The organism is Kitasatospora sp. NPDC032757, assembly GCF_055579305.1.
In genome coordinates, this window is sequence record NZ_JBVINN010000023.1 from 26431 (window position 1) to 48620 (window position 22190).

General features: G+C 74.8%; 24 protein-coding genes and 1 pseudogene. 13 read left to right on the forward strand and 12 right to left on the reverse strand.

The window, feature by feature from the left end:
* Positions 1-8: 8 nt before the first annotated feature.
* Together ACZ5WK_RS23885 and ACZ5WK_RS23890 are read left to right on the forward strand one after the other, a co-directional pair.
* Positions 9-1367 carry a nitrate/nitrite transporter gene (locus ACZ5WK_RS23885; RefSeq protein WP_396322502.1) on the forward strand — a complete coding sequence of 453 codons (1359 nt, stop codon included), beginning with the start codon at positions 9-11 and terminating at the stop codon, positions 1365-1367.
* 128 nt (positions 1368-1495) lie between these two features.
* Positions 1496-2197 carry a TetR/AcrR family transcriptional regulator gene (locus ACZ5WK_RS23890; RefSeq protein ID WP_465549861.1) on the forward strand — a complete coding sequence of 234 codons (702 nt, stop codon included), beginning with the start codon at positions 1496-1498 and terminating at the stop codon, positions 2195-2197.
* A gap of 239 nt (positions 2198-2436) precedes the next feature.
* On the opposite strand, the gene ACZ5WK_RS23895 is transcribed toward ACZ5WK_RS23890, so the two are convergent.
* Complete coding sequence (locus ACZ5WK_RS23895; RefSeq protein WP_465549863.1) at positions 2437-3225, reverse strand: DNA alkylation repair protein; 789 nt, start codon at positions 3223-3225, stop codon at positions 2437-2439.
* Positions 3225-3437 carry a hypothetical protein gene (locus tag ACZ5WK_RS23900; protein ID WP_465549865.1) on the reverse strand — a complete coding sequence of 71 codons (213 nt, stop codon included), beginning with the start codon at positions 3435-3437 and terminating at the stop codon, positions 3225-3227. Before ACZ5WK_RS23900 ends, ACZ5WK_RS23895 begins: the two co-directional genes overlap by 1 nt.
* A gap of 370 nt (positions 3438-3807) precedes the next feature.
* On the opposite strand from ACZ5WK_RS23900, the gene ACZ5WK_RS23905 reads away from it, so the two are divergent.
* Positions 3808-4374 carry a universal stress protein gene (locus tag ACZ5WK_RS23905; RefSeq protein WP_465549867.1) on the forward strand — a complete coding sequence of 189 codons (567 nt, stop codon included), beginning with the start codon at positions 3808-3810 and terminating at the stop codon, positions 4372-4374.
* Between the two features lie 7 nt (positions 4375-4381).
* Positions 4382-4768, forward strand: coding sequence for a hypothetical protein (locus ACZ5WK_RS23910; RefSeq protein WP_465549869.1), 387 nt, complete (start codon positions 4382-4384; stop codon positions 4766-4768).
* Between the two features lie 4 nt (positions 4769-4772).
* Here the strand turns inward: ACZ5WK_RS23910 and ACZ5WK_RS23915 are convergent, their stop codons facing one another.
* Positions 4773-5495 carry an alpha/beta hydrolase gene (locus tag ACZ5WK_RS23915; protein ID WP_465549870.1) on the reverse strand — a complete coding sequence of 241 codons (723 nt, stop codon included), beginning with the start codon at positions 5493-5495 and terminating at the stop codon, positions 4773-4775.
* A gap of 397 nt (positions 5496-5892) precedes the next feature.
* Between ACZ5WK_RS23915 and ACZ5WK_RS23920 the strand changes: the two genes are divergently transcribed.
* The 3 genes from ACZ5WK_RS23920 to ACZ5WK_RS23930 all read left to right on the forward strand — a co-directional run bounded on the left by ACZ5WK_RS23920 (position 5893) and on the right by ACZ5WK_RS23930 (position 7986).
* Positions 5893-6715 (forward strand): IS5 family transposase gene (locus tag ACZ5WK_RS23920; protein ID WP_465549872.1). Its coding sequence is split into 2 segments (ribosomal slippage): positions 5893-6179 and positions 6178-6715, totalling 825 coding nucleotides; the frame shifts between segments, so codons are not numbered across the junction.
* A gap of 120 nt (positions 6716-6835) precedes the next feature.
* Entirely contained in the window at positions 6836-7342 is a 507-nt protein-coding gene (locus ACZ5WK_RS23925; RefSeq protein ID WP_465549874.1) for a DUF6624 domain-containing protein, read from the forward strand.
* A gap of 98 nt (positions 7343-7440) precedes the next feature.
* Positions 7441-7986 carry a nucleotidyltransferase domain-containing protein gene (locus tag ACZ5WK_RS23930; RefSeq protein ID WP_465549876.1) on the forward strand — a complete coding sequence of 182 codons (546 nt, stop codon included), beginning with the start codon at positions 7441-7443 and terminating at the stop codon, positions 7984-7986.
* A gap of 109 nt (positions 7987-8095) precedes the next feature.
* Here the strand turns inward: ACZ5WK_RS23930 and ACZ5WK_RS23935 are convergent, their stop codons facing one another.
* Together ACZ5WK_RS23935 and ACZ5WK_RS23940 are read right to left on the reverse strand one after the other, a co-directional pair.
* Positions 8096-8989 (reverse strand): VOC family protein, encoded by an 894-nt coding sequence (locus ACZ5WK_RS23935; protein ID WP_465549878.1) that lies wholly within the window; start codon positions 8987-8989, stop codon positions 8096-8098.
* 105 nt (positions 8990-9094) lie between these two features.
* Entirely contained in the window at positions 9095-9736 is a 642-nt protein-coding gene (locus ACZ5WK_RS23940) for an alpha-ketoglutarate-dependent dioxygenase AlkB (protein ID WP_465549880.1), read from the reverse strand.
* Between the two features lie 223 nt (positions 9737-9959).
* Here ACZ5WK_RS23940 and ACZ5WK_RS23945 point away from each other — a divergent pair, with 223 nt between their 5' ends.
* Both ACZ5WK_RS23945 and ACZ5WK_RS23950 read left to right on the forward strand, forming a co-directional pair.
* Positions 9960-10499: an ArsR/SmtB family transcription factor gene (locus ACZ5WK_RS23945; protein WP_465550035.1), complete on the forward strand. Its 540-nt coding sequence runs from the start codon at positions 9960-9962 to the stop codon at positions 10497-10499.
* Positions 10496-11812 (forward strand): MFS transporter, encoded by a 1317-nt coding sequence (locus ACZ5WK_RS23950; RefSeq protein ID WP_465549882.1) that lies wholly within the window; start codon positions 10496-10498, stop codon positions 11810-11812. Before ACZ5WK_RS23945 ends, ACZ5WK_RS23950 begins: the two co-directional genes overlap by 4 nt.
* 107 nt (positions 11813-11919) lie before the next feature.
* On the opposite strand, the gene ACZ5WK_RS23955 is transcribed toward ACZ5WK_RS23950, so the two are convergent.
* Complete coding sequence (locus ACZ5WK_RS23955; protein WP_465549884.1) at positions 11920-12249, reverse strand: deoxyxylulose-5-phosphate synthase; 330 nt, start codon at positions 12247-12249, stop codon at positions 11920-11922.
* Between the two features lie 911 nt (positions 12250-13160).
* Here ACZ5WK_RS23955 and ACZ5WK_RS23960 point away from each other — a divergent pair.
* The 4 genes from ACZ5WK_RS23960 (at position 13161) to ACZ5WK_RS23975 (ending at position 15919) form a co-directional block, all read left to right on the forward strand.
* Positions 13161-13544, forward strand: coding sequence for a hypothetical protein (locus ACZ5WK_RS23960; RefSeq protein ID WP_465549886.1), 384 nt, complete (start codon positions 13161-13163; stop codon positions 13542-13544).
* 118 nt (positions 13545-13662) lie between these two features.
* Positions 13663-14877 carry a hypothetical protein gene (locus ACZ5WK_RS23965; RefSeq protein ID WP_465549888.1) on the forward strand — a complete coding sequence of 405 codons (1215 nt, stop codon included), beginning with the start codon at positions 13663-13665 and terminating at the stop codon, positions 14875-14877.
* A gap of 82 nt (positions 14878-14959) precedes the next feature.
* Complete coding sequence (locus ACZ5WK_RS23970; RefSeq protein ID WP_396322483.1) at positions 14960-15346, forward strand: roadblock/LC7 domain-containing protein; 387 nt, start codon at positions 14960-14962, stop codon at positions 15344-15346.
* Between the two features lie 198 nt (positions 15347-15544).
* A complete protein-coding gene (locus tag ACZ5WK_RS23975; RefSeq protein WP_396322482.1) occupies positions 15545-15919 on the forward strand; it encodes a hypothetical protein in 375 nt (124 codons plus the stop codon).
* 220 nt (positions 15920-16139) lie between these two features.
* Here ACZ5WK_RS23975 and ACZ5WK_RS23980 read toward each other — a convergent pair whose 3' ends face one another.
* The 6 genes and pseudogenes from ACZ5WK_RS23980 to ACZ5WK_RS24005 form a co-directional block, all read right to left on the reverse strand.
* Positions 16140-16562, reverse strand: coding sequence for a DUF6188 family protein (locus ACZ5WK_RS23980; protein WP_465549890.1), 423 nt, complete (start codon positions 16560-16562; stop codon positions 16140-16142).
* Positions 16563-16690: 128 nt separating this feature from the next.
* Positions 16691-17815 carry an NUDIX hydrolase gene (locus ACZ5WK_RS23985; RefSeq protein ID WP_465549892.1) on the reverse strand — a complete coding sequence of 375 codons (1125 nt, stop codon included), beginning with the start codon at positions 17813-17815 and terminating at the stop codon, positions 16691-16693.
* A 108-nt stretch (positions 17816-17923) separates the two neighbouring features.
* Positions 17924-18466 (reverse strand): MOSC domain-containing protein, encoded by a 543-nt coding sequence (locus ACZ5WK_RS23990; protein WP_396322597.1) that lies wholly within the window; start codon positions 18464-18466, stop codon positions 17924-17926.
* A 486-nt stretch (positions 18467-18952) separates the two neighbouring features.
* Positions 18953-19609, reverse strand: a pseudogene (locus tag ACZ5WK_RS23995) (SGNH/GDSL hydrolase family protein); the annotation flags it as partial.
* The gene (locus ACZ5WK_RS24000) at positions 19606-20907 is read right to left on the reverse strand and encodes a glycosyltransferase (protein WP_465549894.1); all 1302 of its coding nucleotides are present in this window, start codon (positions 20905-20907) and stop codon (positions 19606-19608) included. The gene ACZ5WK_RS24000 and the pseudogene ACZ5WK_RS23995, both read right to left, overlap by 4 nt.
* Complete coding sequence (locus tag ACZ5WK_RS24005; RefSeq protein ID WP_465549896.1) at positions 20904-22175, reverse strand: glycosyltransferase family 4 protein; 1272 nt, start codon at positions 22173-22175, stop codon at positions 20904-20906. The genes ACZ5WK_RS24000 and ACZ5WK_RS24005 overlap by 4 nt, the downstream gene beginning before the upstream one ends.
* Positions 22176-22190 lie beyond the last annotated feature (15 nt).

Sequence of the window (22190 nt, forward strand, 5' to 3'; positions counted from 1 at the left end):
GAGGACGCATGAGCGCCGTCGTCGAGACGCAGTCCGCCGGCGGCAGAGCCGGCACCGGCCCGCTCACCCACTGGGACCCGGAGGACGCCACCTTCTGGGAGCGGACCGGAGCCCGGATCGCCCGCCGCAACCTGGTCTACTCGGTGCTCTCCGAGCACATCGGCTTCTCCGTCTGGAGCCTCTGGTCGGTCCTGGTGCTCTTCCTCGGCCCCGAGTACCACATCGACACCGCCGGCAAGTTCACCCTCACCGCCCTGCCCACCGCCCTCGGCGCCCTGCTGCGCCTGCCCTACACCTTCGCCGTGGCGCGGTTCGGCGGCCGGAACTGGACGGTGGCCAGCGCCCTGCTGCTGCTCCTCCCCACCGTGCTGGCCGCTCTGGTGCTCACCCCCGGCGTCTCCTACGGCACCCTGCTCGCCGTGGCCTGTGTCGCCGGGGTCGGCGGCGGCAACTTCGCCTCCTCGATGGCCAACATCAACGCCTTCTACCCGCACCGACTCAAGGGCTGGGCGCTCGGCATCAACGCGGGCGGCGGCAACCTGGGCGTTCCGGCCGTCCAACTGCTCGGCCTGTTCGTCCTGGCCACCGCGGGCGCGGCCCACCCCAGGCTGCTGCCGCTGCTCTACCTGCCGCTGATCGTGCTCGCGGCGGCCGGCGCCTGGGCACGGATGGACAACCTGGCCGCCCCGCCGCGCGGCCAGGCCAGGGCGCTGCGCGAGGTGGCCCGCGACCCGTACGGCTGGGCGGTCTCCACCCTGTACATCGGCACCTTCGGCTCGTTCATCGGCTTCGGCTTCGCCTTCGGCCAGGTGCTCCAGGTCCAGTTCCACGACCGATTCGACACCCCCGTGAAGGCGGCCGCGCTGACCTTCCTCGGCCCGCTGCTCGGCTCGCTGCTGCGCCCGGTCGGCGGCCGGCTGGCCGACCGCTGGGGCGGCGCCGTCGTCACCCTGGTGACCTTCGTCGCGATGGGCGCCGGGACGGCGGTCGTCCTGGCGGCCTCCCGGGCCCACTCGCTGCCGCTCTTCCTCTCCGGCTTCATCGCGCTCTTCGTGCTCAGCGGCATCGGCAACGGCTCCACCTACAAGATGATCCCGGCCCACTACCAGGCCCGCGCCCGGGCGGCCGTCGCGGCCGGCGCCGACCCCGGGGAGGCCGAATCCGACTCCCGCCGCCGCTCGGCCGCGCTGATCGGCCTCGCCGGCGCGGTGGGCGCGTTCGGCGGAGTGCTGGTCAACCTGGCCTTCCGGCAGTCCTTCCTCGCCAGCCACAACGGTGACGCCGCCTACCTGGGCTTCCTGGCGGCGTACCTGTTCTGTTCGGCGCTCACCTGGGCGGTCTGGCTGCGGCCCCGCGCGGCGCGCTGACGACAGGTCGATCGCGGGTGACCGGCCCCGGGGCGTCGAGCGCCCCGGGGCCGGCGCCCGACCGGGCAGTGCCGGGCTTCGCCTTCCGCGGCGCCGGGCCCCTCCGTCGGGGTTGCTAGGGTCCTGGCATGGCACCAGGCAGCGCACAGACCCCCGGACGGCTGCGGCGCGACGCGCAGCGCAACCGTGACCTGCTGCTCGCCACCGCCCGCGACCTCTTCGCCCGGCACGGTCTCGACGTGCCGCTGGACCAGATCGCCAAGGAGGCCGGGGTCGGAAACGCGACGCTGTACCGGCACTTCCCCACCCGGGAGGCGCTGATCGGCGAGGTGTTCGCGGACGTCGCCGCGGTGCTCGCCGACGCGGGGGAGGAGGCCCTGGCCGCCGAGGACTCCTGGGGTGCGATCGAGCACTACTTCGAGCGGATCTTCACGCTGGTCGCCGCGGACCGTGGCATCAACGACCTGGTCACCCAGGCCATCCCGGCCGTCCCCGCGATGACCGGGATCAGCCGGCAGAACGCCGAGACGGTGGGCGCGCTGGTCGCCCGGGCGCAGCAGCAGGGCACCATGCGCGCCGACGTCGTCACGCTGGACCTGCTCTTCCTGCTCGGTCCGCTCTGCCGTGCCCTGCCCGCCACCACCGAGCTGCGCCCGGATCTCTGGCGCCGCTACCTCGCCCTGCTGCTGGACGGCTTCCGCGCGCAGGCCGCCCACCCGCTGCCGGTGCCGCCGGTCGGCGAGGAGCACCTGGACGAGATGTTCGCGGGCCTCTGGGACGCGGACAGGCCGGGAACCGGCGGGCCTGGGGTTGGCGGGCCGGAGGCCTGAGCCGCCCCGACGCCCGATGGCACCCGCCGGGTCGTGGAGACTCGGTGCCGTACCCGCCGGGGAGGCGGACTGGTTGCCGATCGGCGACGACCGGGCCCGAGGCGGTCAATCCCCAACACGACGGAAGGCCAGGCAGACCACGGGAGTGTCGTCCTCCACCAGGGTGCCCAAGCGATCCAGTAGCGGCGGTGCCCGGCGCGCCACTCCTCCAACGAGGCCCGCCCCGAGGCCCGACGGCCTCACCCCCGCGGGCGGCGTCCGTGCAGCTCGCGGTGGGCCGCCAGCAGCCGGCCCGCGGCCGCCTCGTCCACCGGCCGGATCGCCTCGCGCAGGGTGAGCCCGGAGACCCGGTCCAGCCGCCGCCCCAGCCAGCCGGTGACCTCGGCGGGGTGGTGTTTGACCCCCTCGCGAAGCGTCCAGCCCACCGCCTTGCGGACGAAGAACCGGGGGTCGGTCAGCAGCGGATCGGCGAGTGCGGTGAACTCCTCGAAGTGGTGCGGGAATTCGCGCGGGTCGCGGAGCGCGAGGACGTACGTGAGCACTCCGCCGCGCCGCACCCACTGTTCCTCGTCGCGGCTCCAGCGCAGGAAGTCCGCCGCCGTCTCCGGTGCCCGCAGCAGCAGTGCGCCGGCCACCTTGGGCGCGAGCAGGTCGACGTGGGCCCAGGTCGCGCACTCCCGCAGCAGGCGCTCCAGAAAGGCGGTGTCCTCCGGGAGGAGCAGTTCGGCGCGGTACTCCAGGAGCAGCAGCGCGCAGGAGCGGGACTCGTGTACCGGCGGTGCCCACAGCTCCTCGGCGAGCTCCAGCACCCCGGCCCGGTCCAGCCCGGGCGCGGCCCGCAGGGTGTTCCGGACCAGCGCCCGTATCGCCGGCACCGGCACCCCGAGGTGGTCCAGCCCGCTCTTCAGGTACGCCCGCTCGGCCTCCGCCCGGCCCGGCACGGCACTGTCCTCCAGCGCGGCCCGCAGCCGCCCGGCCACCACCGCGGCCGGCTCCGGCGCCCGGCCGGGGTCTCCCAGGTGTGCCATCAACTCACCTCGTGGTAAGGAAACTTCAGTTCCGCAGCCCAAAGGTACTCGCAGGCCGGGCGGGCCCCGCGCGGTTCGGTCCGGCGGTAGACCTCCTGCCAGACCGCGCCGACCGGCTCGTTGCGGTACGCGATCCCCGGCCCCTCCCGGCGGTACCAGCGGACGACCTCCAGGAAGAACGGCCCGGTGTCGTCCTCGCCGTAGTACACCACGGCCCGGTCCCCGGTGGTCAGCCGCCACCGGCCTCGCGCTGCGGCACGCCGGCCCGCCCGAACTGATCCCCTTCGCCTACCTGCGCCTCGCGGTCACCGCCGCCACCCACGGCCTGCTCCCCACCGGCCGCCCGTCCCTCCCGTACTACCTGGAGTTCACGCCCACCCCCTCCCCGCACCCCGAACGGCAGGTCGCCGTCGACGTCTACGTCCTGCCGGGCAACCCGCCCGCGCCCGCCTGACGTCAGGGCCGCGTACGGATCCGCGCCCCGCGCGTCAGAAGTCCGTCAACGAACGGCCGGCCCGTGCACCGCCCGGCTTTGCTGGAGCCGACAGCACATCAGCACCAGCCGGAAGGACGGGCAGGGCCATGGCGGACAACGGCGCCGGAACCGACAGCGAAGCGCTCGACACGTACGAGGCACCCGAGGGCCACCGCCGGATCGTGGTCGGGGTCAGCGGCTCGCTGGGCAGCCTCGCCGCCCTGCACGGCGCCGTCGCCGAGGCCCGCCGCACCGACGCCGAGGTGCTGGCCGTGCACTGCTGGACCCCGCCCGGCGGCGAGTTCGGCTACCGCCGCTCCCCGTGCCCACCGCTGCTCAGCGCCTGCCGCGACGCGGCCGCCGCCCGGCTGCGGCAGGCCCTGGACGAGGCGTTCGGCGGCGGCTACGCGGGTGTGCGGCTGCGAAGCCAGGCCGTGCGCGGCGAGACCGGCCAGGCACTGGTCCGCTCCGCCGACCGCCCCGGCGACCTGCTCGTCCTCGGTGCCGGCGGCCGCGGGGTGCTTGCCCGCGCACTGCGCCCGTCCGTGACCGCCTACTGCGTCCGGCACGCCACCTGCCCGGTCCTCGCCGTCCCCAAGCCGCCGCTGCAGCGCGAACTCGAAGCGCTCCAACGCCACCACACCCTCCTGCGACCACTCGCCGTCGGGCGGTGACGACCCCATGACCCGGCCCTCCCGGCTCCCCGTTGCGATGTCCGCCGCGGTGACCCTGCTCGCCGCCGCCGCCCTGCTGCCCGCGCTCGCCGTCCTCGGGGAGCTGCGCCCGACGTGGGCCGCCCTCGCCGCCTACGCACTGCTCTGCGCCGCCGTCGGCCGCCACTCCCGCCCGGCCGCCGCCCCGCTGATCGCCCTGGCCGCCTGGCTCTTCCACAACGGTTTCGTCGAGCACCGCCACGGCGCCCTCGGCTGGGCCGGCCCCGCCCCCGAGGCCGGCCACCTCCTCCTCTTCACGGCGGCGGCCCTTCTCCTCTCCCTCCTCACCACCACCCGGAGCCCCGCCCGGGCGGCCGCCCGTGATGCCCGCGACGGCTGGCACCGGGCGGCCTGACCGGCTAGGCCATCCCGGCCGCCTCCGCCAGCACCCGCGCCGTCGCCCGCCCGGCGCGCACCGCGTGCTCGGCCCGTCCGGGCACACAGCGCTGGAGGGCCGGGTCGTACTCCGCGAGGACCACGCCGGCGTGGTCGGAGTCCAGCTCCAGAAGGTGCGAGCCCTGCGCAAGGGCGGTGTGCAGCTCCCGCGAGCACTCCACCGGCACCAGCTCGTCGCGCGTGCCGTGCACCAGCCAGAGCGGTATGGGGGAGGGGCGGCCGGCGAGCAGCGGCAGCGGCACCTCGCCGGTGGTGACGGCGGGGCGGACGTAGCTGGAGGCGATGCCGACCGCCGCCGTCGGGCGCACCCCGGCCGGCGTGCCCGGGTGGGTGGCCAGGGCGACCGCCTCCTTCCCGCCCATCGACCACCCGGCCAGCACGAACCGCGCCGGGTCGCCGCCGTATGCGGCCGCGTGCCGCCGCGCGTGGTCGAACGAGGCCCGCAGGTGCGCGGCGCCCCCGTCCTCCTCGTCCGACCGCCAGTCCGGGACCAGCACCAGCAGCCCCAGCTCCGCAGCCTCGCGTGCCAGCGGCCGCATCGCGTCCCGTTCGTCGGCCCCCCGGCCGTGCCAGAGCAGCACCACCGGCAGTGGCCCGCCGGCGTTCCCGGTCGGCCGGTGGATGTCCATGAGCCGGCCGGGGCCGTACTCGACGGTCTCGTGCGTGGTCTGGTCGTTGCTGGTCATGCGGGGTTCGCCTCCGGTCAGGGCAGGGGTTGTCAGCTGGTAGTGTTCTTCCTGTTGCGAGAGAGATGATCTCTCGTCAGGCGTCAGTGGTGCTACCGGAGCACGTCCTACTTTCAGTAGGAAGAGTCCGTTCAACCCGGGCCTGGCGCTCCACAGTCGGACGAGGTCCGGTGCCGTTCCAGGTGCCGGGCCTCGTCCGCGTTTCGCGGGGCATGCGGGCCGGTGGCCGGTGTGCGGCGCGGGTTGGGGGCAGGGGCGCTGACCTGCTAATGTTCTTCTCGTCGCGAGGGAGATCATTCCTCGTCAGGCGTCAGTGGTGCTACCGGAGCACGTCCTACTTTCAGTAGGAAGAGTCCGTTCAACCCGGGCCTGGCGCTCCACAGTCGGACGAGGTCCGGTGCCGTTCCAGGCGCCGGGCCTCGTTCGCGTTTCGCGGCGTCGCCGGGAAACAGGGATCCTGTTCCGGCTCCGAGCGGGAGTGCCCTGGCGTGATCTGCCCGAGCGTTTCGGGAGCTGGAAGACCGTTTACGAGCGGCATCGGCGCTGGTCCGCAGACGGGACCTGGGACAGGATCCTCCATGCCGTCCTGGCCGACGCCGATGCTCAGGGGCGAGTGGACCGGAGCATGGTGAGCGTCGACTCGGCCTCATGCCGGGCCCACCAGCACGCGGCCGGGGCCCGCACAGAACACCGCGGATCCCGAAAAAAGATCGACACCTCGGCAGCACCGCCCCGACGAGGGACTCGGACGCTCCCGGGGCGGCCTGACGAGCAAAGTCCACCTGGCGGGGGAAGGCGGCTGCAGGCCGCTGGCCCTACTGATCACGCCGGGCCAGTGGGGTGGCAGCCCCCAACTCATCCCTGTCCTGCAGCGCATTCGGGTCAAGCACCCCGGCGGCGGGCGTCCGCGCACCCGCCCTGACCACCTGGGCGGCGACAAGGCGTACAGCTCTCGCCGCAATCGCCACTACCTGCGCAGACGCCAGATCAAGCACACCATTCCGGAGCCCAAAGACCAGCGCGCCAACCGGCAACGTCGAGGCAGCCGGGGTGGCCGGCCGGCAGGCTTCAACAAGGACATGTACACGCGCCGCAATGAAGTCGAGCGCACGATCAATCGACTGAAGCACTTCCGCGCCGTCGCGACGCGCTATGACAAGCGCGCCTGCTTTCACGGGACTGTCAGTGTTGCGTCGATCCGGCTCTGGCTCCGCGGATAGATCAAGTATCCCAACATCCGGACGCGTCTGTCACCGTCCTCCGGGAGGAGATTTTGTCATGATTTGCGCACCTAAGGTTGCGAATGACCAGCGAAAACCTCGATCTGACTTGGAGTAGGGATGGCATCCGACGTCGCCGCAGTGGCCGCAGAGCTCACCGCCATGGTTGCGGCAGATCACCGGGCCGCGCGCCAGGCGAACAGCGCTGACCCGGCGGAGCAGTTGGCGTGGCGCCGCTTGACCGCGCAGCACGCGGATCGTCTCAGCGAGATCATGGACGCGCACGGGTGGCCGACCGCGGAACTGGTCGGCGAGGACGCCGCTCGGGCTGCGTGGCTGATCGCGCAGCACGCCGACCGTCAGCTCGACGTTCAGCGGCGCGCGCTGAGGCTGATGGAGCAGGCGGTGGCCAGCGGTGCTGCCAGCCCGTGCGATCTCGCCTTCCTGCGTGATCGCACGCTTGTGAACGAAGGGCAGAAGCAGATCTACGGCACGCAGATCGCCGGCGTGAAGGACGGCTCGCCGATCCCGTGGCCCTGCGAGGATCCCGAGCACATGGACGAGCGCCGTGCAGAAGTCGGCATCCCGGCGTTCGCTGAGTACGTCGCTCAGTTCTCGCAGACCTGAGTCACTCTGGGCATTCGGCGGATCACGCTCGCGCCTGATCCGCCGGACAGACCCTCATGCGGTGTCGAGGGACGCGGGGCGGGTGTAGCGTCCCGATCATGGATGTGGGATCTGTGAACCGGGAACGTGCCGACGGGCAACTCGCTCTGATCGCCGAGACGATGGGCCTCGCCCGCCGCCTCGGCATCGGCGTCTGGCTGCGTGGCGGCTGGGCGATGGACTTCTTCCTCGGTGAACTCACCCGGGACCACGAGGACATCGACTGGTTCGCCCCGGCCGCCGACGCCCCCGTCCTGGCCGCAGGCCTGCGCGAACTCGGCTACCGCCCGCTCGACGCCGGGCCGCCCGAGCAGCAACTCGACTTCATGAAGGACGACTTGGAGTCCAGCTTCGCCCTGCTGGACTTCGCCCCCGACGGCCGGGCGCTGGTCGCCGGCGGCCCCTGGGCGGGCACCCCCTGGCCGGCAGGCCTCCTGGACACCGCACCCGGACGGCTCGGCGACGTCGAGTGCCCGATCGTGAGCCCCGAGGCGCAGATCGAGATCAAGCGGATGATGCCGGTCTGGGACGCGCGCAGGCCGCGCCGCGCCAAGGACGCCGCGGACATCGCCCGGCTGCGGGCGGCGCTGGGCCGAGTCTCCTGACCGCCGGGCCAACACGTAGGGCTCGCGGTCGAGTCGGGCCCACAGCGCAGCACAGCACAGCCGAGCCCGGGCCTCGGTGAGCACGGTACTCCGCGCCGTCCCGGTCGCGTCAGGCCGTCTCGGCCCGTTCCCCCCTCCCCGCGGCATCCGTCGGCTCTGCTCCCTCCGCCGGCTCCGCCGAGTCGCCCCGGGGCACGGTGATCAGGGTGAACGCCGCCCCGCCGTCGTCCCGCACCACCGCCACCCGTCCGAACGGTGTCGGCTCCGGCCCGTCCAGCACGCTCCCGCCGAGCCGGACCGCCCGCTCCACCGTCCGGTCGGTGTCCGCCGTGCCGAAGTACACCGCCCAGAGCGCCGCCGGACCGTCCGGATCCACTCCCGGGTTCCCGCCGATCCCGCCGGCCGGCTGCCCGCCGGCCCGGAACACCGTGTAGTCGCCCGCCGGGCGCGCGTACTCGTACCCGAGGACCTGGCGGTAGAACGCCCGGGCGCCGTCCGGGTCGGGGGAGAGGTGCTCGTTCCAGGTGAACGTGGCCGGCTCGTTGACCAGGCCCGCCCCCGGGTTCAGCCGGGCCTGCCAGAGGCCGAAGACCGCGCCGAGCGGATCCACCGCGAGCGCGCTGCGCCCCAACTCGGCCACCTCGCCCGGCTCCCGGGCGATCCGTCCGCCGGCCTGCCGGACCGCCTCGGCGACCCGGTCGGCGTCGTCCACCGCGAGGTAGGTCAGCCAGGCGGAGCCGTCGCCCCCGGGCCCTCGGGCGATCCCCGCGACCTGCGCCCCGCGCAGCGTCGCCACGGTGTACCCGCCCGGACCGTCGTCCGGCTCGTCCTCCGGCTCGTCCTCCGGCCCGTTCTCCGAGCCTTCGCCCGGGCCGTCGTCCGCCCCGACGAACTCCCACCCGAACAGCCCGCCGTAGAACCGCCGGGCCCGGCCCAGGTCCGGCCCGGCGGCCAGTTCGACCCAGCACGGCACGCCCTCCCGGTACCTGTCCGCCTTCGGCATGCCGTCCTCCTCGGTCCTCCCGCCAGCCTCCGCCGCGCCCGGACCTCCGGCAACCGGACCTCCGGTAACCGGACCTCCCCACAGCCGGGATGCCCCCCGCTGTGCTCAGGCCACTCCGCGCGGCCGGAACTGGATGCTGATCCGCGGGCCCACCGGCCGGGCCGTCTTCGGAACGGCGTGCTCCCAGGTCCGCTGGCACGACCCGCCCATGACCAGCAGGTCCCCGTGCCCCACCAGGTGCCGCACCACCGGTCCGCCACCGCCGCGAGGCCGCAGCAGCAGCGCACGCGGCTCCCCGACCGAGACGATCGCCACCATGGTGTCCTCGCGTTCCCCGCGGCCGATCCGGTCCCCGTGCCAGGCCACGCTGTCCCGCCCGTCCCGGTAGTAGCAGAGCCCGAGTGTCCGGAACGGCTCGCCCAGCTCCGCCGCGTAGTGCGCGCTCAACGCCGCCCGCGCCGCCCCGACCACCGGATGCGGCGGCGCGTCCCCCTCCCCGTACGAGGCGAGCAGCCGCGGCACCTCCACCACGCGCTCGTACATCTCCCGCTGCTCCGCCCGCCACGGGACCTCCGCCGCCAGCTGTTCGAACAGCAGGTCCGCCCCCGTGACCCACCCCGTCACCACGTCCACCCAGGCCCCGTCCCCGAGCACCTGCCGCCGCACCCCGGCGAGCGTTCCGAGCGCGATCCCGCCCGGGCCGGCGTCGTCGAACAGCGAGGGCTGGAGGTGAACGGTGCTGCGCATGGCTCCAGCGTACGCCTTAATCGAACACATGCTCGATATCAAGGGAGCATCGGCTTCCCCTTCGACCGACCGGCACCAGTCGTCCCGTCGCGGCGGAGGCCGAGCGTTCTCGGCGGAAGGCCGGCCGGTGGGCTTCCGAAGGCCGCACGTGCTGGACAGCCGATTCCAGAAGTCTGAGCAAAACCCCTTGCCTAATGGTCAAGAAGTGTTGACCATTAGGGGCATGCCTACCGATGATCTTCCCGGGACGTTCCACGTCACCACTGACGAGCAGCTACGCGCCGTTTCCAATCTCACGCGTCACCGGATCATGGCCGTGCTCCGCTTCGAGCCCGCGACGATCACGCAGATCGCCGAGCGCGTGGGCCTTGCGAAGGGGAGTTCCAGCTACCACGTACGGCTGCTCGAACGGGCCGGCCTGGTGAAGGTGGTGCGAACGCGGAAGGTCCGGGGGGTCACCGAGCGGTACTACGCCATGGCCGCACGGGCGATCGTGCTGCCGGACCGGGGCGAGGGAGAGCCGGATGTGCTGATGCGGCATGCGGTGGCGGACCTGGAGGCGGCGCCGGTGGATGGCGAGCGACACGTCCGGATGGCGCATCTGCGGCTCACCGAGGAGCAGTTCGCGGAGCTGGGGGCGCGGCTGCAGGCACTGGCGGACGAGTACCGGGAGCTGTCCGATCCGTCGCTGCCGGACGCGTCACTCGTCTTCGCACTGTTCCACCCGACACCGCGCGAGCAGCCCGAAGGGGACGCCAAGTGACCTCAGACGTTCGGAAGTTGCCGACCGGGTTCGGACGGCTGTGGGCCGCGCAGACGGTGTCCTCGCTCGGTGACGGGGTGTCGCATGCCGCGCTGCCGCTGCTCGCGTTGACGTTGACGCGGGATCCGATGGCGCTCGCCGTCGTCACGGCTACCGGAACGCTGCCGTGGCTGCTCTTCGGGGTGGTCGGCGGTGCGCTGGTGGATCGTTGGGACCGTCGGCGCACGATGTGGGTCATGGACGCGGCGCGTGCGGTGCTGCTCGCGATACCGGCGGCAGCGGCCGCGCTCGACGTGCTGAGCATTCCACTGCTCGCGGCCGTCGCCTTCCTGCTCGGCCTCGGCGGACTCTTCTTCGACACGGCCGCGACGGCCTATCTGCCGGATCTGCTCGGCCGCGACCCCGCGCTCCTGGAGCGCGCCAACTCCCGTCTGCGCGGCGCCCAGACCGCCGCGTCCGGCTTCGCGGGGCCGCCGGCGGGCAGTGCCCTGCTCGCGCTCGGGCGGGCGGTTCCGCTGCTCGCCGACGCGGTGTCGTTCGCGCTCTCCGCACTGCTCGTAAGGTCGCTGCCTGCCGCACCCCGGCCCGTACCGCAGGCCCGTGAGTCGCTCTTGCGGCAGGCGCGGGCCGGCGCCTCGTACGTATTCCGTGATCAGCTGCTGCTCGGGCTCGCGCTGCGTCCGGCGGTCGGGAACATCGCCTTCCTCGCCGTGGAGACCGTACTCGCCCTCTTCGCGCACGATCGCCTCGGCGTCGGCACCTTCGGCTTCGGCCTGCTCCTCACGGCGGAGGCCACCGGCGGTCTGCTCGGCGCGGGCATCGCCTCCTTCCTCGGCCGACGACTCGGCACCGGCACCGCGCTCACCTGCACGGCCGCAGTCGAAGGACTCGCCATCCTGGGCCTGGCCGTCGCCCCGAACCCGTACGTCGCCGGCCTCGCGCTCGCCGTCTGCGGGGCGGGCATGGGCGCCACGATGGTGCTCGGCCCCTCCCTCCGACAGGCGATCGTCCCCGCCCACCTGATGGGCCGGGTCGCCTCCACCTCCCGCATGCTCGCCATGTGCGCCGCCCCGTTCGGCGCCTTCCTCGGCGGCTGGCTGGCCACCACCTACGACGTGCGCACCCCGCTCTACACCGCCGCCGGCCTCCTCCTCACCATGACCGCCGTCACGTCGACCATGACCAGCAACCGCCAGGTCGAGGCGGCGCTGAGCGCCGCCGCCCCGGCCGGTGATCCGCATCACGCGGAATCCGGGGATCCCGTTCAGGAGGGTGTCGTTGAGGGCTCCACGAGGTCGTTGAGCCCGTGCTGAGCCCGGCTCGGCGTTCCTGGCCTCGGCCCGGAGCGTCGGGCGCCCGGCCTCCACCACGGCCCGGGGTCCCATGGGCTCCGGGGGCTTCGAGGCCGCGCGGCGAGGCCCTACGGGAGGTCGCGGCGGACGAGCGCTTCGGCGACCGGTTCGCCCGTGCGGCGGGCGAAGGCCATCCGCTCGCGGACCTCGCCGAGGGTGCGGGGGCGGTAGCCGCCGCAGTGGTTCTTGTGGAAGCGCACGCCGGCGTCGAGCAGGACGGACAGGGTCCGCCAGGCGGCGGTGTCGCGGCGGCGTGGCGCCTCGAAGGCGGATCCCACGCGGATCAGTGGGCGGGTGCAGCGCGGGCAGGGGCGCTCGCGGGGGTGGGTGTCGTCGTATGGCTGCTTGTAGGAGGCGCGGCAGGTCAGGCAGACGAACGAGGTCTTGGTGTGGGCCACCCGGTCAGCCTAGGGCCACCACCGGCGGACTTCGACGACTTTCCGGCGCGGGGCTCCCCCATGCCCGACCGGCGGGGTCCGTGTCGGACCGGGGGCCCGTGCCCGACCGGCGGGGTCCGTGCCCGACCGCAGGGTCCCTCGTCCCACCCCACCGGTTCGATTTCTGAGCAGGCGTGATGTCCTGCTAATGTTCTTCCCGTCGAGAGGAAATGTCCTCTCGGACATGCGTCAGAGGTGCTACCGGAGCACGTCCTACTTTCAGTAGGAAGAGTCCGTTCAACCCGGGCCTGGCGCTCCACCCCGAGGGGGCCGTTCCGTACCGGAACGGCCCCCTCGTCGTTCCCCACGGTGCTGAGCGGACCTGACCTCACGCGCCCCGCCCCGTCCGGCGGCGGCGGACGCCCCGGAGCGAACCGCTTCCAGTGCCGTCAACGCATGTGCCGTCCGTCCGGCCCGGTACCGCCGCCGGCCCCTTGCGGGCGCTTCCGGCCGCGCGCCGGATTCCCTCTGCGACGCGGCGCCCGGGCAGGCGGGTGCGAAGCGGCGACGCCGCCCGCCCCGGCCACGGCGTCCGGCGGTGCGGTCGACGGATCGGTCTTATCGCAGTCCGTGGCCGGAACTCTTCCCCGTGGCCGACAACCGGCCAAGGTCCCGCTCCAGGTGGGCCGCTGGGTGGTGTCGCGAGGTCGGGCAGCGGGCGGCTCTCGCCAGCGCGTTTGGGTAGTCGGTGCGAGCTGATGGGCCGTCATAGCTTGGCTGAAATCAGCCCCTTGTGGTGTGAATATGCCATTGGAATGTTCGTCATACGGAATCGGCCAGTAGCCTTCCGTGTCGAACCCGCCACTCGTCGTGGCGGTCCGGCCGGCGCCGGCCCAGCGCGCCCGGCTGCCCAACCGCCCGAAGGAGCCCGAGTGCCGGGGATCGACGAATGCCTGTCCGGGGCCATGGCGATCGCCGGGGCCCGCGCGGCCAGCCTCATCGACTGGAGCAGCGGACTCGCCCTCGGCAGCGTCGGCGTCAGCCCAGCCGGCGACCACGAAACCTCGGCGGCCGAGACAACCGACTTGGTACGAACGGCTGTTGAGAGCGAGACCTTCACCGCGGCGGAGGACCGCCGGGTGCCGTTACAGGACATCATCGTCACTGCGGGCCGCAGTTACCACCTGATCTGCTTCATCGACACCGTCTTCGACAGCCCGCTCGTCCTGCACCTCTGGCTGGACCGGACCGAGGGCAACCTCGCCGCGGCCCGCTACCGGCTCCAGGCCCTCGCGGAGGAACTGGTGCTGGGATGACTGGTACGCGGATGACGAACGCCCTGCCGGGCCAACCCGGTGCCGCTCCCGCCCGCGGCGTCGCGTTTCGGCCAGCGGGCCGCGGTGCCGGGCCCGCCGCAGCCCCCGGGCGGCCGGCGTGAACGACGTCGACGCCATGGCCACCGGCGGGGCCTTCACCGCCGTCGAACAGCTGGCCGGGGAGCGCGCGACCGGTGTGCTGCACGGTCCCACCGGCACGCTCCACCTCGCCGACGGCCTGGTGGTGCACGCCGAGTCCGACCGCGCGCCCGACCTGGCGACCCTGCTCACCCGCTGCGGCCGGATCACCCGCGAGGCCTGGCAGGAGGCCGTCCGCTCCTTCGGCCCGCACGGCCGGGTCGGCGGCGCCCTGGTCGAACAACGGCTCCTCACCCGCGGCGAGTTGGAGGTCTGCCAGCTCGGCGTCCTCTACGACGCCGCGTTCTTCGTCCTCGGCGCCACGGGCACCCCGGCAGGCCCGTGGTCCTTCGAGTCGGGCGTACGGCACTGGCTCGGCCCGGTCGCGGCGGTGAGCGCCCGGCGGCTGCGGCGGGAGGTGGAGCGCCGGCACCGGCTGCTCGAACGGATCTGGCCCTGGCCGCAGCTCGACACCACGCCGGTCCGCCCGGCGGACACGGTCGGACCGGCCCGTCCGGGTGGCGCCCAGGAGCGGTGCGCCGCCCCGGGCACCCGCGTCGGGGGCCGGCCCTGCCCGCCCAGCCGCCGCCAGCGCGAACTGCTCGACCATGCGGACGGGCGAAGAACCCCGGCGGAGCTGGCCCGGCTGCTCGGCCGGTCGGCCTTCGCCACCACGGCCGATGTCCGCCGCCTCGCGGCCGCCGGACTGCTGGCCACCCCGGGCCGCGGCGCCCCGCGCCACGCCGCCTGGGCGGCGGCCGCCGCCGGCCGCGCCATGGCCGCCGGTACCTCCGGTGGCGCGCCGTCCGGACGGCCGCCCGGCCCGCAGCCCGAGCCGCGGCCGGGCCCGCAGCCCGGAGCGAGGCCCGCGCCCCAGCCCGAGCCCCAGCCCGAGCCGCAATCCGAGCCGCGGGCCGTAGCGCGGCCCGGACCGCAATCCGAACCGCGGCCCGGTCCAGTGTCCGGCCTGCACCGCCGTGTGCCCGGCGCGGCCCTGGCCGCGCTGCTCCCGGCGGGCGCCGCCCGCTCCGCCCACCACCGCCCGCCCACGGCCCTGGTCCACGCCCCGCCCCTGGTCCACCCGCCGGCCCCGGTCCACCCGCCGGGCCCGGCAGCGGCCCACCCGCTGACCGTCCCCGACCCGGACATCGCGCTGCTGACCCGGGTCCGAATCCTTCTGGAGGCCCGACTTTGAACCACTCTCCGCCCGCGACCCCGCTCTCACGGTCATGAGGCGGGCGCTCAAGCAGCGTGTCGGAAGGAGACAACTGATCGCCTTGGAGACGGACCTGTTGGCCGAACTGCGTGCCCTCAAGCACCGGGTCCCGCACCTCGCGGGCGGCCTGGTGGCCAGCGTGGACGGCCTGTTGGTCGCGCACGACACCCACGGGACCGAGCCCACCGGCCTGGCCGCGATGACCGCCGCCTCACTCGGCCTGGCCCAGCGGCTCGCCGACACCACCGGGCAGGGCGAGTTCCGGGAGTCGCTGGTCCGCGGCGAGCACGGGTACGTCGCCACCTACGCGGCCGGCGGCAGCTGTGTGCTGACCCTGCTGGCGCACCCGGACGTGAACGTCGGCCGCCTGCACCTGGAGGCCCGACGCTCCGCCCGGCGGATCGCCGGCCTCCTCAACGACGCGCTGACCCCGAAAGACCCTCCGTAAGCCGCTCCGAAGACCCCCTTCCCAAGGGCCGCCCTCACCCCGTCGACCCGGATCCCACCGGGCCGGACCCGGTGACGTGGCTCCGGTGACCCGGATCTAGTGACCTGGACCCACCGACCTTTTTCCGACCCTTGTGACCCTTCCGGCCTTCCGGCCCTTCTGATCTTCCGATCTTCCGAACGAACTGGAGATACCGCCATGACCGACGCAGCCGGCGCGCTCAAGCAGACCATGACCGTGATCGAAGGCGCCCTCGGTGCCGCCCTCGTCGACTACAACAGCGGGATGGCCCTCGCCACCCTCGACGGTCCCGGCGGCCTCGACCTCAACGTCGCCGCCGCAGGGAACACCGACGTGGTCCGGGCCAAGATGCGCACGATGGACATGCTCGGGCTGCAGGACGGCATCGAGGACATCCTCATCACCCTCAGCAGCCAGTACCACCTGATCCGCCCGCTCACCGGCCGCAGCGGCAAGGGCCTCTTCCTCTACCTCGCGCTGGACAAGAGCCGCGCCAACCTGGCGATGGCCCGGCACCAGCTCACGAAGATCGAGGCCGACCTGGAGGTCTGACGCCGCGAGGCCGGGGCTCCCGCCCCGGGTAGCCGTGTCCGATGGACGGACCCCGCGTCGCGCGGCGCGGGGTCCGTCCGGACGGTAGGTGACAACGCCCGGGCCCGAGCAGCGCCGGGCTCTGGGCGGTGCCAGGTCCTGGGCGGCGCCAAGTCCCGGGCAGGGCCCGGGCGTGGGCGGTGTTCTCGGCAGGGCAGCCCACCGCCCCGGACGGACCGGCTCACCCGTCCGATGCCGCCAGGCCCTCCGGCCCCTCCCGCCCCGCCGGCTCCTCCGCCCATGCCACCTCGCCGCCTGCCAGTCCCGCGCAGACGGCGCCGTCGGGCGTGAGCACGCTCCACGGCGCGACCTGCGCGTGCGGCGGCACGGACAGCACGGCATCACCGTCGAAGGCCAGCTCCAGCCCGCCCGCCATGGTCACCCGGGCGGCACCGACCGTCCGGCCCACCAGGCCGAGCAGCGTGCCGGACGGGCGGAAGGTCAGGGCGGGGAAGAAGTGGTCCACCTCGGACGGCGCCGCGAACACGAACTCGTGCGCCACCCGGACGGTCACCGGTCCGTCGAGCGTGATGTCGAGCCGGCCGCCGCCGCTGACCGCCTCGACCCGGCGTCCGGCCAGTACCTTCCCGATCGCGTTCTGCATGGGCCCAGTGTGGACCAGGAACACCGTTCGGGTCCGGCGGATCGGCCTGCCCGCAGGGCCGTCAGCCTGCGGTCGGTCCGCCGGCCAGCCGCCTGCCCGCCGCCGCCCGCCGCCGGTCCGCCCGGTCGTCAGTCCGCCGGTCGCCCGCCGACCAGTTCGGCCGGGCCGCCCTGGCGGGTGCGGGCGGCGAGCGCGGCAGCCGTACGGTCCCACGACGAGGCGGACAGCAGGGCCCGCGCCTCGGCCGGGTCGCAGAGCCGCCACTCGACCAGTTCGTCCTCGGCCATCGTGATCGAGGCGAGCCGCTCCTCCGTCACCGTCCCGCCGTCGAAGACGTAGACCAGTACGGCCGTGTCCCGCCGGCTCGCCGGGTCCGCGTCCCTCCCGGGCAGCCAGTCGAGGGCCAGCAGCCGGCCCGGTTCGCACTCCCAGCCGAGCTCCTCGCGCACCTCCCGGCGGGCCGCGGCCCGGGGCAGCTCCCGGTCCGCCTCGATGCCGCCGCCGGGCAGCACCCAGTACGGCTCCTCGCCGCCCGGGCCGGCCCAGGGCCGCAGCCGTACCAGCAGCACCCGCCCGGCCGCGTCGGTGAACAGCGTGCGCGCCTTCGCCCGGATCCGGGGGCGGGTGGCGATGTACGTCTCCCGGTCCAGCGGGGGAGCGGCGGGCTCGGCCTGGGGCAAGTCGGGCGTGCCGGTGAGCGTGACCCCCGCCGGCCCGGTGTACGCGGGCGCCGGCACGGCCGCCAGATGGTCGAGGGTGTGCCCGGCGGGCCGGCCGTCCTCCAGCTCCAGCGGCCAGGCCTCGCGCGGCGCCCGCAGGCAGGCGCTCACCCGGCGGGAGAGCCGGGGCGGCAGCGCGTGAGCCGCCTGCTCGGGCGTCAGCCACGCCCAGCCGCCGACCTCCGCGGTGTCCGGCGTGAAGGCGGCGCACTCCTCCGTGGTGAGCGGTTCGGCCCAGTAGAGGTGCGCGGCGATCGGCGGCCGGAAGTCGTCGAGCGTCCAGTCGATGCAGGCGAGCGGCCCGAGCCTGGGTGTGAACCCCAGCTCCTCCGCGATCTCCCGGACGGCCGTCCGGCGTGGTGAGAGGTCCTCCGGCTCCCAGCCGCCGCCCGAGATGGCCAGCGGATGCTTCCGGTCGTAGGGCAGCCGGACCACCAGTACCCGGCCCTGCCCGTCCGGGAACAGCACCCCGGCTGCGGCCAGCAACTCGCGCCCCGCACGACCGTCCTGGCTGCCTGAAGGCGGTGACGTCACCACAGCAAGTCCCTCCACCGAACCGGGCGGACCCCCGCCCGCCTGCCCACTACGACACCCCCGCCCATCTCAACGGTTCCCCGCCACCCCCGGGGATCGAACCAGGGGTCAGACCCGTTCGAGCGGCCGGTGCGGCCCCTCCGGCAGCTCCACGGCGATCGCGTCGCCGGGCCGCACCGTGCCGCCGGCCCGCACGACGCCCATGATGCCGGCCTTGCGCACGACGTTCCCGGCCTCGTCCCGGCCGACGACCTGCTTCAGCAGCCCGGCCTGGAAGTTGTCGATCTGCAGGCACGGATTGCGCAGCCCGGTGACCTCGACGACCGCCTCGCCGCCGATCCGCAGCAGCGCCCCGGTCGGCAGGCCGAGCAGGTCGATGCCCCGGGTGGTGACGTTCTCGCCCAGATCGCCGGCCCGCACGCCGAACCCCGCCGCGCCGACCTCGGCGAAGAGCTCCTCGTGGATGAGGTGGACCTGCCGGAGGTTCGGCTGGGTCGGGTCCTGGGCGACCCGCGAGCGGTGCTTGACCGTGACCCCGGCATGGACGTCCCCCTCCACCCCGAGCCCGGTGATCAGGGTGATGGCGGCCCGGTTGGGCTTGGTGAACGAGTACTCGCCGTTGCTGCTGACTGCTGTGACCGTTCCGCTCATTTCGGCGGTCCCCTCCGTTCGTGGCGCCGTTCGCGGCGCTGCCTCTGTTCGTGGTGCTGCCACTGTTCGTGGCGCCGTTCGTGGCGCCGCCTCTGTTCGTGGCCGTACCCCGTCAGGAGCGTAGCCCCGGGCCCCCGGCAGCGGGTCGCCCGCCCCGGCCCGCCCGATCGAGGCGAGCGCCGCCTCCGCCGCGCGGGCCATCCGCTCGTCCTGGCGGCCGGTGGCCCCGCGGAGCCGGGCGAAGCCCTCGACGGCGGCCAGCGCGAGCAGACCCGGGAGCAGATCGGTGCTGCGGTCGGCGACCCAGCGGGTGCCGCGGGTCGCCATCCACCAGAGGTCGGCCAGCGCGCCCGGCGGCGGCTCGGCGGGTTCGGCGGCGGGGGCCGGGCCGAGCGGGCGGCCGGCGGCGGCGAGCAGGTCGTGGAAACCGTGGGCGATCACATGATGCCCCTCGGCGCTGGGGTGGAGCCGGTCCACGCTCAGCAGCTGCCGCTGCGCCGTCCACGGCAGCTCGGCGATGTGCAGGTGGACCGTTCGGTGGCGCACGGAGAGGGCGTGCACCACCGTGTTCACCGCGCGCATCCGGCGGGCCAGCGGACGTGCGAGGGGCTGTGGCAGCCGCAGCAGCGTGCCCGGGTCGGGCAGGCACGCGGTGAGCACCAGCGCGCCGCTGCGGGAAAGTTCACCGAGAGTGGTGTCCAACTCCCGCGTGGTGCGGCCGATCTCGAACCCGGCGCGCAGGGTGTCGTTGCCCCCGACCACGACGGCCGCCACCGCCGGACGCAGCGCCAGCGCGGCGGGCAGCTGTTCCGTCGTCAGATCGGTGCTGAGCGCCCCGCTCCGCGCCAGGTTGGTGAACTCGACGCCGACCCCGGCCGGCGCCAACGACCGTGCGAGCAAGGCCGCCCAGCCCCGCCACCCGCCGGCCACCGGGTCGCCGACCCCCTCCGTGAGCGAGTCCCCGAGCGCCACGAACCGCACCGGCCCGGCCGCCCGCCGCTCGCCTGCTCCTCGCACCCCGCCCGGGAGCGTGCCGCCCGGGAGTGTCCCGCCCGGGGCCGTCCCGCCCGGGGCCGTCCCGCCCGGGGCCGTCCCGCCCGGGGCCGTCCCGCCACCCTCGTCCCCGACCACCGCCGTGCTCACTGCCTGCCTCCCGATTCCCCGTCCCTCGCCGCCGGAGCAGGAAGTCGGCCCGTCCGACTTCCTGTGCGCTGCCGGTTGCCCTCGCTCGCCCGGGACGCCGCCCCGGCACCGCCGCCCCCGCCTTCGCCCGTGCCCCCGGAGCCTCCGCCCGTCCCTGCCGCCCCCGCGCCGTGGGCGGCGAGGAAGGCGGCGACGGCCGCGGGCCAGCCGTACTGCTCCGCCTGCGCGCGGGCCGCGCCGCGGCGGGCGGCCTCGGGGCGGGCGAGGAGCACACGGACCGCCTCCGCGAAGCCCGCGCCGGTGTCCTCCGCGGCCACCCCGGCCGGCCCGACCAGCCCGGGGAGCGCCGAGGAGCGGCTGACCGCCACCGGTGTGCCGCAGGCGAGTGCCTCCATCGCGGCGAGGCCGAAGGTCTCCACCGGCCCCGGTGCGAGGACCACGTCGGCGCAGCCGAGCAGCCGGGCGAGGGCGTCGCGCCCGCCGACGTGCCCGAGGAAGTGCACGGGCAGCCGCAGCCGGGCGGCCCGGGCGGCCAGTCGCGAGCGGAGCGGTCCGGTGCCGGCCACCACGAGGACGGCCGGCACCCGGCGCGCGCGCAGTTCGGCCAAGGCGTCGACCGCCCGCTCGGGGTGCTTCTCGGCGGAGAGCCGCGAGCAGAGCACCAGCAGCACCTGCCCCGGCTGCGCGTACCGCGCCCGCTCCTGCGCCCGGTCCCCGTCGGCCGGCGGCCGCATCCCGGCGAGGTCCACACCGAGCGGTGCGCGCGCCAGGTTCCGTACGCCCAGGCGCCGGAACTCGGCCGCCGCCCAGTCCGTCGTGCAGACCACGGTGTCGTACGCCCGTGCAGTCCGGGCGTTGAGCCGGTCGGCGGCGGCGCCGGCGAGCGGGGCGGGCAGGCCCCAGGTGCGGAGCACCCCGGCGGCGCTCTCGTGCGACACCATGACCGAGCGGATGCCGTGCCGCCGCGCCCAGCCGCCGGTCCAGCGCAGGGTGGTGCGGTCGGAGACCTCCAGCCGGTCGGGCGCGAGCCGGGTCAGCTCGTGGGCGACGGCCCGCCGGTCGGTGAGCAGCCGGTACCCGCCGCTGCCCGGCAGGACGGGCCCGGGCAGGGTGACGACCAGGCCCTGCTCGGTCTCCTCCTCGCTGCGGTGCTCGCCGGGCACGACGAGTACCGGGACGTGCCCGGCGGCCCGGTAGCCGGCGCCGAGGTGACGCAGGGCGGTCCGCAGCCCGCCGGAGACCGGGGTGACGAAGTTCGCCAGCCGGACGATCCGCAGCGGGCCCCCGTGTCCGGTCATGCCGACAGCTCCTGCGCCATCGAGGCGTCCACCGCCGCGTCCACTGCCGGGGTGTTCACCGCCGGGACGGCCGCCGTCGGCGCGACCGGGGCGACCGGGGCGGCATCCGCGGCGACGGCGATCCTGCAGTGCTCCGCCAGCACCTCCGCGTAGTGCCGCAGCAGCAGGTCCCCGACCGCCTCCCAGGTGCGGGCGGTGACCTCCGCCCGCCCGGCGCGCCCGTAGCGTCCCCGCAGACCGGCGTCGGCGGCCAGCGTCCCGACCGCCCGGGCGACCGCGGCGCCGTCCCGGGGCGGTACCAGCAGACCGGTGCGGTGGTGGGCGACGAGGTCCAGCGGGCCGCCGGCGGCGGGGCCGACCACCGCCACGCCACTGGCCATCGCCTCCTGGATGGTCTGGCAGAAGGTCTCCAGCGGACCGGTGTGCACGAATACGTCCAGGGTGGCGAAGCAGCGGGCGAGTTCGTCGCCGGTCCGGCGGCCGAGGAAGACCGCGCCGGGCATCGCGGCCTTGAGCCCGGCGGCGGACGGCCCGTCGCCGATGACCACCACCCGGACCCCGGGCAGCGCCGACGTGGCGGCCAGCAGGTCGACCCGCTTCTCCGGCGCGAGCCGCCCGACGTAGCCGACCAGCACCTCCCCGCCGGGGGCGAGTGCCCGGTGCAGCGCCTCGTCGCGGTGGCGCGGGTGGAACCGGGCCGAGTCGACCCCGCGCGGCCAGAGCTGGACCCGGGGCACGCCGTGCGCCGTGAGGTCCTGCGCCGCCGGGGTGGACGGCGCGAGGGTGCGGGCGGCGGCCCGGTGGATGGTGCGGATCCGGTGCCAGGCGGCGGCCTCGCCGAGCCCGCGCCCGGCCCGGTAGGCGTGCGCGTAGCCGGCGAGGTCGGTCTGGTAGACGGCGACGGCGGGGACGCCGAGCCGGTCGGCTACCTGCATGCCGCGCGCGCCGAGCACGAACGGGCTGGCCAGGTGGACGAGGTCGGGCCGGTGCCCGGCGATGGCGGCGGTGAGCAGCCGGCTGGGCAGGGCGATCCGCACCTGCGGGTACCCGGGCAGCGGGACGGAGGGGATCCGGACGACCGGCAGTTCGGCGGCGGTCGGGCCGGCCCCGAAGGTGTGCGGCGGGCAGTCGGCGCCACGCGCGGGCGCCGGGGTGATGACGAGTGGCTGGTGGCCCCGGCGGACCAGATGCTCGGCCGTCCGCAGCACGCTGTGGGCGACTCCGTTGACCTCGGGAGGGAAGGATTCGGTGACGATGGCGACGCGCATGCCTGAGTTGTGTCC